The sequence below is a fragment of the Paenibacillus faecalis genome, from assembly GCF_900289175.1.
Classification (GTDB): domain Bacteria; phylum Bacillota; class Bacilli; order Paenibacillales; family Paenibacillaceae; genus Paenibacillus_AQ; species Paenibacillus_AQ faecalis.
Window position 1 is genome coordinate 3,275,039 of the sequence record NZ_LT985747.1, and the last position, 12,660, is coordinate 3,287,698.

Below are 12,660 nucleotides of genomic sequence, written 5' to 3' on the forward strand. Positions count from 1 at the left end.
TAAAACCTAAAATGAAGACAATACATCCATACCCATCTGTGAAAGCATATCACTAAGCAGGGATATCGGCAGCCCCACGACATTAAAGTAATCACCCTCAATGCTGTCCACAATACAAGCACCGAGGCCTTGAATGGCATAAGCGCCGGCCTTGTCCGAAGGTTCACCGCTCCGCACATAGGACATGATCTGTTCATGATTTAACGGCTTCATGCTCACTGACGTTACACGGTGGCGAACGATACTCTGTCCGGTTACAACATCCACACAAGCGACGCCTGAATAAACCTTGTGAGTGCGGCCCTGGAGCAAGGAAAGCATACGTACTGCATCTTGGTCATCCACCGGCTTTCCGAGTACATCCCCCTCTAATACGACAATCGTGTCACTTCCTACAACGATTCCATGTTTGTTCGCCTCAGACAGCTTACGATACACCGTATTGGCCTTTCGCAATGAAAGGATCTCAACAATTTGTTCAGGCTCCAAGCCAGAGGATATCTCCTCGCTAGCATCACTTGGCATGATTTCAAATGGTACTCGAAGTGATGCTATTAATTCTTGACGCCGTGGAGAGGTTGATGCCAGTATAATATGCCTTGATGCCATCTCTTTCACGATGGAATATCTCCTTTGTTGTCAGAGCCTGCGATACAGCCAGACCGCCGTAATTATCCCGATCAGGCTCAGCAGGCAAAATTTGAATTCAATGTTAATGTCATAATTTATGATGTCCAAATTAGCTGCGGGCGACCACTCCAACATCGTCGAAGAAGTCAGAAAAGAAAGAGACTTGACAGGCAGCAGTAATTTTGCAATCCATGTTCCGGTTAGCCACCCGAGCAGTATAAACAAAATAAGCATTCCTGCATTTTTCTTCATTGGTCCTCTTCCCTCGCCATTTTTTGACACCCTAATTATTATACGGTGAATCCGTAAGCAATACAAACAGAAATCCGGCTGGGGCAACTATTTCCAGTTCTCCTGCCGGATTTCTCTATCTATTTGCGCTTTTAGGACTGAAGGCTTTCCACAAGCTTCCTCTGGTTCGCAATGTAGTTCATCATTCCTGCTTGAATTTCCCACAAATGCCCTTTGGCTCGATTTTTGTTGTATTCTGTCAACGCTGTAATGGACCCGTTCATTTCCTGCTCCATCGTTTTCAAATTTGCCCCTGTCTCCGGACTCATTCCGCTGTTTACAAATTTAACTGCTTCTGTCCACTGAAGATGAAGATCGGTTATCGTTTTCATACGCTCGGCATCCACTGGCTCAGGGGCCCCCTGACCAAGCAGAGTTGCAGATATCGAACTGAGATTTTCTGTCAGTTTACCGCTGACTTCAAAGAAAATATCGAGGGCGGCAGCGTCCCCGCCAAATACGGCCGATTGAGCACCAGGCATCGTAACCTCCCGCACGTAAAGCTCTACCCCTTCACCTTTCAATTGATTGCTGAGCAGCTTCGCCTGTTCCCGATCCGGCGACACACCGGCATATACGCGGTTTTCTCCGGAAGAGTCCGCAAAAGCAGCGATGCCTGACTGCATCAGCTCGCTCATAGCCTGCTCCGCTCCTTCGGGTGTGCTGAAAACCCCGTACTGCAGCATGTAAAAGGTTTGCTGGGGAATCGAAACCGAAACAGGTACAGCTCCAGCAGCATTCGGATCATTGTTCCCTTCCTGAACAGCAGTACTCTCTAATGGAAATTGCGTCGTACCTGCCACGTTTTCTGTGCCCTTCTCTGAATCCCCGCCGTTAAACATGGATAATATAAATGAACCAAACAACAGTCCTGTAATGATCGCGCCTGCTATAGAAGCGACGAGCTTCCACATGGAATTGGGTTTGTTGGGGCGGTAATATCCATATTTATTTCCAGACTTGGACGGGATTTGTTCGACCTGCAAATATGTATGCTCTCTATCCGCATTATCATACAAAGGATGACTGAATTCATGTTCTGAACTCCAATCACCGATTTCAACAGGCTCTACACGCCCATCCTCAATATACTCCGGCCTTTCCTGACTGTTGTCCTCCTCATGACGGTGATGTTTCTGCTGCTCCTTTCTTCGCCTCTCCTCCGCCAATCGGCCGTTAACCCGGGAGTATTCATGTTTATGATTCAGCAATTCTGCAGGCGGCGGGATCACTCGCAAATCCTCTTTTCCTGCCTTCTGATGGATAGGTGACTGTATTTTTTCCCGAACAAAATCGGGCTCCAAACCGTATCTTTCCGCCTTACGAAGAGGCTCAGGCCGTGGCGCGACATGCACCTCATCTTTATGACCGCTGTTCTCTTGTCTTTTGGGAGCTTCATGATCAAACCTAATCGTCATCCGCGCTTTACTCATTCCACTACACCTCACTTGTCTCCTCATCTATAAATACCTATATGATAGACTCAGACAAGTTATGTACGCATCAATTTTGAAAATAAATAACGGGAACGTTTCAAGGCAGCAATAATGAAGAAAAGGTCGAATACGGGAGCAAATGCAATCCCAAACTCGACCTTCTCGAATCAAACGATCTGTAAACTCATTTGAAAGGGCAAAGAGCACCCCTTACTTGCTTTCTTTCAGGGACTTTGCCAAAGATGCTCCAACCTTCCAAATATCTCCGGCTCCCATCGTCAAGACAAGATCACCGGGCTTTACTCGTCCGCCGAGGTCTTGAAGAACCTCCTCTTTGGACGGGATATATCTTGCTCCAGCGTTACTGTTCTCTACAATGAGCTCCACCAGTCTGGCAGAGCTGATCCCCTCGATCTGCTTCTCGCCAGCCGGTGAATAAATGTCTGTAATGATCACTTCATCTGCATCCCCAAAAGCGCGGCTAAACGCATCAAGCAGGAAAAAGGTTCTGGAGTAACGCTGCGGTTGAAATACCGCAATGATTCTCTTTCCAGTCGCTTTTGCTGCACTGATCGTAGCCTCGATTTCGGTAGGATGATGGGCATAATCATCGATGATGAGTATATCGTTCGCTTCGCCCAGCACCTGAAAACGGCGCTTGGCTCCGGTAAATTTGAAAATACCTTTTACAATATTTTCAAACGGAACGCCCGCCTTTAAACAAGTGATCACTGTAGCCATTGCGTTATAGACGTTATGTTTTCCCGGTACCGAGAGCTGCACAGTTCCCAGCAGCTGCCCCTGATGTGACATCGTAAAGGAAACATGGCGATCCCCAAGTACCAGGTCGCTGGCCGTATAATCGGCTTCGGCATGTATACCGTAGGTGGTGACATCAATACGATGCAGCTCCGGCAGTATAGCCTGTATGTTCGAATCATCTGCACATACGATCGCCGTGCCATCCTCTCTGATCTGGCTCAAAAATTGTACATAAGCTGCTTTTAAACGATTAAAATCACCATCGTAGTTTTCCAGATGATCAGCCTCTATGTTTAATACAACACCAAGCCATGGGTGGTATTGCAAGAATGAACCATCGCTTTCATCCGCTTCGGCTACCACATATTCTCCTTTGCCAGCTTTGGCATTCGTGCCGACGTTCATGATCTCTCCACCGATAATGAAGGTCGGATCAACTCCGCACTCTTCCATCACAAGTGCGATCATGGAAGAAGTTGTGGTTTTGCCATGAGCACCTGCTACAGCAACACCTTTGCCTTCATTCAGCAGCCTTGCAAGCATTTGGGCACGATGAAGAACCGGGATGTTTTGCTGTTCTGCAGCGACCCGCTCCACATTATCTCTAGGCAAAGCTGTTGAATATACAACCATATCGGCTCCTTGTACCTGCTCTGCCGTGTGGCCAATATAGATTTTAGCGCCTTTAGCTGCCAACTTTTCTGTCAATTCCTGTGAGGCCACGTCAGAACCCGTGACTTTATATCCCATCTCCAGCATAACTCTTGCAATGGCGCTCATACCGTAGCCGCCAATTCCGATAAAATGAACATGTTCTGATGTATTCAAAAATTAATCACCAACCTTTTTCAGAATCGGAAAGGCCCAGGAGGTTGGAACGCACGTCGGCAATCAGATATAACGTGCCCGACACCACCCCAAGATCCTCCGCTTCCGTCCGTGACTTCAATAATTCAAGTGCGTTTTTCCAATCTGGTTCTATGATGATTTGCAGCGTTTGTTTGGCGTGTTTCTCCCTTAACTGCTCTACGATGTCCCCTAACGCCTTGACGTCCATTTTTCTCCGGAAATCCGGTTCGGTCAGGATAAGCGTATCCACTATAGGCAGTATATGCTTCAAATACGCTTCATGATGCTTATTTGCCAGCATTCCCATCATTAAGTTCAGTTTGTTGTATTGAAAAATATTCGGAAGGCTTTTCGCCAAAGATTCCGCTCCTTCCGGGTTATGGGCCCCGTCAAGAACAATCCTAGGAGATGAGCTGATCTGCTCCAACCTTCCAGCCCACTTGGTAGCAAGAAATCCCTGCTTAATATGCTCATCTTCAATCACAAAAGCCATGTAATAATGAAGCACCTCAAGGCTCATCATCGCACAAGCTGCATTGGCACATTGATGCTCTCCCAGTAAAGATATCTCTATATCCATCTGACGGAAAGGTCCCGAAAAATGAAAGGTCTGGCTCTCTGCATGGCCACCTGTCCGCTCATAAGAAAAGTGATCCCCTGCCAAATACAGCGTCGAACGATTTCGTTCAGCCGCATCTTTCAACACCTGAATCGCTTCCGGCTGAGTGACCGCGCTGACAACAGGAACCCCCGGTTTAATGATCCCTGCCTTCTCCGAGGCAATTTCAGCAATCGTGTCTCCTAAAATATCTGTGTGATCCATACCGATGTTGGTGATGATGGAGATGACCGGATGGATCACGTTCGTTACATCCAATCTACCGCCAAGACCGGTTTCCCAAACAACGACATCTGGAACACACTCTGAGGCATAATACAAAATGGCGAGTGCGGCAGAAACTTCGAACATCGTCGGAGAACCAAGCTCTGTTGCCGCGATTTCCTGAACGAGCGGATGCAATCGATTGGCAAGCTTGAGAAGTGTATCCTCAGAAATATCTTCCCCGTTATACTGAAATCGATTAGTAAATTTCGTAATGTAAGGAGATGTAAAGGTGCCCACATCATATCCGCTCCGGTGAAGAACCTCTGTCAAAAATGCACAGGTGGACCCTTTGCCATTCGTGCCTGCAACATGAACAAACTTTAAGCGCCGCTCAGGATTGCCCAGCCGCTCAAGCAGCGCTTGTATGCGTACCAAACCCGGCCGGATACCAAATGGTATCAGACCGTTAATCCACTCTACAGCATCCTCATAGCTTCTAAGAGGGGCTGTTTGAACAGCCCCGGTTAAGTTACCCATGCTTCTCACCTTCAGGTTTATAATTAAAATATGCTTAGCCCTTCAACTCTTCAATCCGGGCGATAACTTTATTTCTCTTCTCCGTGTAATCTGCTTGCTTGGCTCGCTCTTCCTCAATCACCTTAGCTGGAGCCTTGGAAACAAAGCCCTGATTGCTCAGCTTCTTCTCCACGCGCTCGACCTCACTGTTCAAATGCTTCAGCTCTTTCTCAAGGCGGGAAATTTCCTGTGCGATATCAATCAAACCGGACAGAGGTAAATAAATCTCTGCACCTGTCACGATAGAGGTCATCGCCTTATCAGGCGTCTCAAGACCAAGGCCGGATTGGAACTCAGAAGTGTTGCAAAAACGACGGATGTAATCAACATTACGTTCAACAATGCCAAGTACATTCTCATCTGCAGCCTTGATGATCATTTCTATCTTTTTGCTCATCGGTACATTGACTTCAGCTCGAACATTCCGAACAGCACGTATAACATCCATCAGCAAATTCATTTCGGTCACTGCTTCTTGATTCTCCAGGGAAGCGTCATAAGTCGGCCATGAAGCCAGCATAACCGTATCCCCTTCATGCGGCAGGTGCTGCCAAATCTCTTCTGAAATAAACGGCATAAACGGGTGGATCAAGCGCATAGTACGGTCCAGAACATAAGCTAGGACGGACTGGGTCTTTTTCTTCGCTTCCTGATCTTCACCGTAAAGTGAAAGCTTCGCAAACTCAATATACCAATCACACAAATCATCCCAGATAAAATTGTATAGCAATCGACCGGTTTCGCCAAATTCATAGGCATCTATTAGACGCGAAATATCCCGTGAAGTTTCGTTCAGACGGTGAAGAATCCATCGGTCAGCTGTGCCGAGATCGCCGCTGATGTCGATATCACTATGTTTAAAGCCTTCCAGATTCATCAAAGCAAACCGGGAGGCGTTCCAAATTTTGTTAGCAAAATTCCGGGCCTGCTCCACTCTCTCCCAGCGGAAACGAAGGTCCTGCCCCGGGGTGCTGCCCGTCGATATCATAAAGCGCATGGCATCCGTACCGTATTTCTCGATAACGTCCAGCGGATCAACACCGTTGCCAAGCGACTTGGACATCTTCTTGCCTTCGGCATCACGAACCAAACCGTGCAACAAGACGTCTTTAAACGGCTTTTCATCCGTAAATTCAAGAGCTGTAAATATCATCCTAGCTACCCAGAAATAAATGATGTCGTAGCCTGTCACAAGAACGTTAGTCGGGTAATAGCGTTTTAAATCCTCGGTATCTTCCGGCCAACCCAAGGTCGAAAACGGCCAGAGCGCGGAACTGAACCACGTATCAAGAACATCCTCATCCTGCTTAAGATTCGTGCTTCCGCATTTGGAACAAGTTGCTACGTCTTCATGCGCCACATGCATCTCTCCGCACTGACCGCAATACCAGGCAGGAATCCGGTGGCCCCACCAAAGCTGACGGGAAATACACCAATCACGTACATTTTCGATCCAATGAAGATATGTTCTTTCAAAACGTTCAGGTACGAAGTTTACACCTTTGCCTGATTTTTGTGCTTCGATGGCTCTTTCAGCCAATGGCTTCATCTTTACGAACCACTGTGTGGACAGATAAGGCTCTACGACAGCACCGCTGCGCTCACTGTGGCCTACCTGGTGAACGTGATCTTCAATTCGGATCAGGACACCGGACTCTTTCAAGTCGTTCACGATTTGTTTCCGGCATTCACTGCGATCCAATCCCTCATACTTGCCCGCATGGCTGTTCATCGTTCCGGTTTCATCCATCACCGTAATTTGCGGCAGATCATGGCGCAGCCCCATCTCAAAGTCATTCGGATCATGAGCTGGCGTAATCTTTACAGCGCCGCTGCCGAAATCTTTTTCTACATATTCATCGGCAATAATCGGTATTTCACGTCCAACAACCGGAAGAACAAGCATTTTGCCAATCATGTGTTTGTAACGCTCATCTTCCGGATGAACAGCAACGGCTGTATCCCCCAGCATCGTTTCCGGACGGGTTGTCGCCACCGTAATGCTGCCGCTCCCATCTTTCAACGGATAAGCCAAATGATACAGATGCCCTTGTACCTCTTTGTACTCTACTTCAATGTCGGACAAAGCTGTACGCGCCGCAGGGTCCCAGTTAATAATATATTTTCCGCGATAAATCAAACCTTTTTCATAAAACTTGACAAAAACTTCTCGAACTGCCTTGGAAAGGCCCTCATCCAGCGTAAAACGTTCTCTGGAATAGTCGAGAGAAAGGCCCATCTTGGCCCATTGATCACGGATCGTATTGGCGTATTGCTCTTTCCATTCCCATACTTTCTCAAGAAATTTCTCTCGTCCAAGATCGTAGCGGGTAATCCCCTGCTCACGCAACTTTTCCTCTACCTTGGTTTGTGTAGCGATACCCGCATGATCAGAGCCCGGAAGCCACAGAGCATCGTATCCCTGCATTCTTTTAACACGGATCAAAATATCTTGAAGTGTGAAATCCAGAGCATGGCCGATGTGAAGCATACCGGTTACGTTTGGCGGTGGAATGACAATTGTATATGGCTCGGCATCCGGGCGCTGCCCGGCGTTGAAAAACCCGCCTTCTTTCCAGTAGGTGTACCATTTTTGTTCTGCTGTTTTAGGATCATACGTGGTCGGCATTTGTGCCGAGGTTTGAGTTTCCTTGTGCTCCATCGTTCTCGTCCCTCCGTTACTTAATCAGCATTGCCTTACAACATGGTTTTAGCCGTTATAGCTTACAGAAACTTTTCATAAGAAGAAAGCATTATAGCACCTGCATCCACATAAGATGCGCTTTCGAGAAAATATCAAATTACTCATTCGTTAAAGATAAGCAAATAAAAAAGCCTTTCGTCCTCAAAGGACGAAAGACCATTGTTCTCTCGCGGTACCACCTTTGTTTCACAAACGCTGGTTCATGATGGCCACCAACAATCGGCACATCCTAGCGCTTGCGACACTTTACACAGGTAACGGCTGCAGCCGGCATGCTCTAACTTTAACACATGGCGGTCCCTGTACTAAAGTTCAAGCAGGCAACTCCGGGGCGACTTCGGCAAAAGATGGTTCCTACGGAATCTCTCAGCGCTGCAATTCCGCTCTCTGAAGGCCATTTCTCTTCCTACTATTCCCGTTCACAGTTGTTTGTAATTTGCAAATGCTTTATACAGTATTACCAGATTGTATTCCAATAAAACTGAATTGGCTATAGTCAACTATAACTTGCTTATTGTTCATAGTCAATATTTCAAGCCATATATACCCACAGGCAGTTTTGATTGTTTAAAACTTGGGACAACATAAAACAGGCTACCCCAGGATAAATCCCCCGAGCAGCCTGCCGACACTTTATTTTTTCAAAGCTATTCTTAAATAAGGGCTGTTTCACATTTACGGGATATAGAGCACCTGACCTTCCTCTACGTTCTGTTCGGACAATCTGTTATAAAGTAACAATTCTCTAGGACTTAGCTGGTATCTTTCAGCAATATCCTCTAACGTTTCCTCACGCTGTACGATACATAATCGAACTTTACGGAAAGGGGTATCTTCCTGCCGACCTCCAAGAAAAAGGGATTTCCATTGAACTTCTTCCGATGCAAGAGCTTCCTCCTGATGATCCTCCAACACCTCTTCTTCCTCGATAGCTGTTATTTCCTGCTCCTGTGCAGTACGGCCTGAGGGCAGCAGGGAAGAAAAGCCGACACTTGGTGAGCTATTAAGCGTGCTATCCTTGCTCGTAAATGCAACTTTCAACTCCGGTTTTTCCGGGGGAACCTCTTGAACCTCTTGAGCCAAAGCTTTAGAAGCATCATCGGCAAGGAATGCACCATCTTGATCAGGGGCTGCTGCGTCAATCTTCTCGTCGGACGGCTCATTCAGCTCTTGATGAGAAGAAGCTTCCGTCACCGATTCCTGCTGATTCTCTTCTCTTTCATTCACTTCTGGAAAATCATCCGAGGAGCTCTGGTGATGACTCACAAGTTCGTTGTTTCGTTCAAAGTTCCATACATTCGGATTCGAAACCGGTTCCTGTTCCGTTTTGCTTTGTGTCATCGGATGATTTGAATCCGAAAACTCCGGTTCATCGGATTGGGCCGGAACGAATTCCTGAGGCGGTTCTTCCCTATGTATGTTATGTTCCGTAGCTCTGTCTTCTGTGTAAAAATGAGAGGGCTGTGTCTGATATCCAAACTCATTTTTCTGCTGATATGAATCTCCTTGAATCCCCTCATATTGATGACTAGCCCTTGTATCCGATTCAAAACCTGTCACCTGTTGACCTTGAACAAAACCTTCCTGCGGTTGTGGAAAGTGAAAGGGCGATGGATTTTCCGCTACTACATTGTCCTCTTGGTGAGCAGCCTTTTCACGATCTGCAGCATCTTCGGAAGTTGGCTCGGGAGCATGTACCACTGTAAATCCTTCGTCATTCCATGGGCGATCAGCAGCTTCTTGACCAGCAGCCTGAATACCTTTTAACGATAGTACCCCCGTAATATTCAGACTTCGAGTGGACAAAAGATCCACATCGAAATTTTCAATCTCCACTGCTATATCGTCCAGCGAAGACACCCGATTCATCGGAACCGTGATTTCCACCGGAATCCAGTGCTCCAGCGGCGCGGACTCTCCCGAATCAGTATCTCCTTTATACAACCCCGCTAGTAGAAGATGCCCGCGAAGTGTCGCCTGCTCCTCCTGACTGATGACTTGAATATGCGGAATTAATTCAACCTCTTCCAGTTCTTCAATTCCGGGCAGATTTTCGGATAAAATAATTCGTTCGTAAATATCAAATCGCAATCCGTAGGACTGGTCGAACACGGAAATGTCCTCCTTTCGGCATATACTATCCGCAGGCTGGTCCCGCGGCATGAGCCCATAAATTGTCACTCAACTTATCTATATGCCCAAATTCAAAAGAGCATGACTTTTTTACAGACACTTGCGAAAAACGCTGTTCATCCCCCTATATTCCCGTATGAAAAACGCCTGCTTCATCCTTTAAAACAAGGATCAGCAGGCGTTCATTCAAAATATAATATAAATTAGCAGGTTCGAACTACCTCGGAAAAGGCTTGCTCGTCACCTCTTCCTTCAGCTCAAGCAGATCTTCAGGCCACGGAGCCGTAACTTCAATCCGTTCTCCCGTAAAAGGATGAGGAAAAATGAGCTTAGCACCATGAAGCGCCTGACGGTCAAAGCTGACAGAATATCCGCCATAGAGTGAGTCTCCAAGAATTGCATGTCCCATATGACTTAAGTGAACGCGAATCTGATGCGTTCTTCCCGTCTCCAAGCTCAAATATAGAACACTAGCCTGCCGATACACCTCGGATTTAATGATCCGGGTCACCGCTGTCTGGCCGGTTAACGATACCCGACGACGCTTGGCATGATGCCGATCTCGGCCAATAGGAAGATCGATCACCTTCAAATCCGGCGACACTCGCCCCTGAACAATAGCTGCATAAATACGGCCGACTTCTTTTTGTCTCATCGCTTCATCAAGTTTGAGTTGGGCGTATTCGTTTTTTGCATATAGAACGGGGCCCGTTGTATCTTTGTCAAGCCGGTGGATATGACGAACTGCGATCGCCTCTCCCGCTGCTTCATAATAAGCAGCAACAACATGGTTGAGCGTTACCTCATGGTCGCGATCATCCGGGTGTACAGCCATCCCGGGCGGCTTGTTCACAACAAGACAGAAATCATCCTCGTACAAAATATCCAGCTCGCTCCATACCGGTTCAATCCCTGCTTCTCTTAGTGGAAAAAGATGTAGCCGCAGCCTGTCTCCTCTCCACTGAATCCCTTCATGATGCCGGAGCTTCCGCAGCAGCTTCTCCGGCATTTCAAGTGTGTCCAGAAGCCACTTTGCCGTTGCTTCCTCACGATCTGGATGTCCCGTCAAGGCTTTGCCCGGCGTCAGCTCCAGCCATTCACCACGCCGGACCCAGCTTCCCTCGTAACTCACAGGCTTTTAAAGGCATTGTAGTTAGCTTCGATCGTCGCATCAATGTCTTCCTTTGTATGCGCGGCCGATATAAACATGCCTTCAAACTGGGATGGAGGAACACTAACCCCCTCCTGAACCATCGCTGCAAAATAACGACGGAACAGATCCAGGTCACTGCTCTTGGCCGTCTCAAAATTAACGACCTTCTGATCTGTGAAGAACGGACATACCATCGATCCAATTCGGTTAATTGTCATCGGAATACCGAATTCACGGGCATTGCGTTCAAAGCCAGCCTGAAGCTGCGCCCCCCGCTCTTCAAGCTGCTCATATACAGCAGGTGTCAGCAGCTTAAGCGTAGTGTAGCCAGCTGCCATAGCCAGCGGATTACCGCTTAAAGTACCCGCTTGGTAAATTGGACCTGTCGGTGCGATTTGCTCCATAATTTCACGTTTTCCGCCATAAGCTCCTACAGGCAAACCTCCGCCGATGACTTTTCCAAGACAGGTTAAATCCGGCATCACATGAAACCTTCCCTGAGCACAGTGAAGGTCTACACGGAAGCCAGTCATCACTTCATCAAAAATAAGCAGGCTGCCGTAATCTTCTGTAATCTTGCGCAGTCCTTCCAGAAATCCTTCAACTGGAGGAACAACGCCCATATTTCCGGCAACAGGCTCTACAATTAAGGCGGCGATTTCGTTACCAAAGCGCTCAAACGCCAGCTTTACTGACTCCAAATCGTTATATGGAACGGCAATCGTATTGGTTGCTACCGATTCCGGTACACCGGGGCTGTCCGGCAAACCGAGCGTTGCAATGCCTGAACCGGCTTTAATAAGCAGGCTGTCGGCATGTCCATGATAAGAGCCTTCGAATTTAATAATTTTGCTGCGGCCCGTATAACCGCGAGCCAGCCGAATCGCGCTCATCGTCGCTTCGGTACCGGAATTGACCATCCGTACAATTTCGACAGAAGGTACACGTTCACAGACAAGTTTGGCCATTTCGGTTTCGAGCAGCGTCGGTGCTCCAAAACTGGTTCCTTTGGCCGCTGTCTTCTGGAGCGCTTCAACAACTTCGGGATGGGCATGTCCCATAATAAGCGGTCCCCATGAGCCGACATAATCAATAAAGCTGTTGCCATCAATATCAAACACGCGGCTTCCTTCCCCGCGCTCCATATAGATCGGAGTTAAGCCCACCGATTTATATGCCCGTACCGGACTATTAACGCCGCCGGGAATATACTGCTTAGCCTCTTCAAAAGCTGTGCGTGATGCTTCTTCTTTCCGTGTATTTTGACTCATTCTTAACACTCCTATCTGTCCTAATGACA

9 protein-coding genes and 1 other annotated feature are annotated in these 12,660 nt (G+C 47.5%); all 9 genes read right to left on the reverse strand.

Annotation, left to right across the window (positions count from 1 at the left end; translation table 11 throughout):
• Nucleotides 1–6: 6 nt before the first annotated feature.
• Nucleotides 7–609 (reverse strand): Maf family protein, encoded by a 603-nt coding sequence (locus tag C8268_RS15545; RefSeq protein ID WP_199794969.1) that lies wholly within the window; start codon nt 607–609, stop codon nt 7–9.
• A 30-nt stretch (nt 610–639) separates the two neighbouring features.
• Nucleotides 640–882 carry a DUF4321 domain-containing protein gene (locus C8268_RS15550; RefSeq protein WP_106768510.1) on the reverse strand — a complete coding sequence of 81 codons (243 nt, stop codon included), beginning with the start codon at nt 880–882 and terminating at the stop codon, nt 640–642.
• Nucleotides 883–1,013: 131 nt separating this feature from the next.
• Nucleotides 1,014–2,354 (reverse strand): SPOR domain-containing protein, encoded by a 1,341-nt coding sequence (locus C8268_RS15555; protein WP_158702744.1) that lies wholly within the window; start codon nt 2,352–2,354, stop codon nt 1,014–1,016.
• Between the two features lie 213 nt (nt 2,355–2,567).
• Nucleotides 2,568–3,947 (reverse strand): UDP-N-acetylmuramate--L-alanine ligase, encoded by a 1,380-nt coding sequence (gene murC / locus C8268_RS15560; protein WP_106768512.1) that lies wholly within the window; start codon nt 3,945–3,947, stop codon nt 2,568–2,570.
• A 7-nt stretch (nt 3,948–3,954) separates the two neighbouring features.
• Nucleotides 3,955–5,331 (reverse strand): bifunctional folylpolyglutamate synthase/dihydrofolate synthase, encoded by a 1,377-nt coding sequence (locus C8268_RS15565; RefSeq protein WP_106768513.1) that lies wholly within the window; start codon nt 5,329–5,331, stop codon nt 3,955–3,957.
• Between the two features lie 34 nt (nt 5,332–5,365).
• The gene (locus tag C8268_RS15570; protein WP_106768514.1) at nt 5,366–8,032 is read right to left on the reverse strand and encodes a valine--tRNA ligase; all 2,667 of its coding nucleotides are present in this window, start codon (nt 8,030–8,032) and stop codon (nt 5,366–5,368) included.
• 183 nt (nt 8,033–8,215) lie between these two features.
• Nucleotides 8,216–8,506, reverse strand: a binding site (T-box leader).
• Between the two features lie 243 nt (nt 8,507–8,749).
• Complete coding sequence (locus tag C8268_RS15575) at nt 8,750–10,186, reverse strand: LysM peptidoglycan-binding domain-containing protein (RefSeq protein WP_106768515.1); 1,437 nt, start codon at nt 10,184–10,186, stop codon at nt 8,750–8,752.
• A 238-nt stretch (nt 10,187–10,424) separates the two neighbouring features.
• Nucleotides 10,425–11,339, reverse strand: coding sequence for an RluA family pseudouridine synthase (locus C8268_RS15580; protein ID WP_106768516.1), 915 nt, complete (start codon nt 11,337–11,339; stop codon nt 10,425–10,427).
• Nucleotides 11,336–12,631 carry a glutamate-1-semialdehyde 2,1-aminomutase gene (gene hemL / locus C8268_RS15585; protein ID WP_106768517.1) on the reverse strand — a complete coding sequence of 432 codons (1,296 nt, stop codon included), beginning with the start codon at nt 12,629–12,631 and terminating at the stop codon, nt 11,336–11,338. The genes C8268_RS15580 and hemL overlap by 4 nt, the downstream gene beginning before the upstream one ends.
• Nucleotides 12,632–12,660: the final 29 nt, after the last annotated feature.

Bases quoted from the DNA above. Each gene is read 5' to 3' on its own strand.
- C8268_RS15545 (WP_199794969.1), bottom strand. From the start codon at position 609: ATGGCATCAAGGCATATTATACTGGCATCAACCTCTCCACGGCGTCAA.
- C8268_RS15550 (WP_106768510.1), bottom strand. From the start codon at position 882: ATGAAGAAAAATGCAGGAATGCTTATTTTGTTTATACTGCTCGGGTGG.
- C8268_RS15555 (WP_158702744.1), bottom strand. From the start codon at position 2,354: ATGAGTAAAGCGCGGATGACGATTAGGTTTGATCATGAAGCTCCCAAA.
- C8268_RS15565 (WP_106768513.1), bottom strand. From the start codon at position 5,331: ATGGGTAACTTAACCGGGGCTGTTCAAACAGCCCCTCTTAGAAGCTAT.
- C8268_RS15570 (WP_106768514.1), bottom strand. From the start codon at position 8,032: ATGGAGCACAAGGAAACTCAAACCTCGGCACAAATGCCGACCACGTAT.
- hemL (WP_106768517.1), bottom strand. From the start codon at position 12,631: ATGAGTCAAAATACACGGAAAGAAGAAGCATCACGCACAGCTTTTGAA.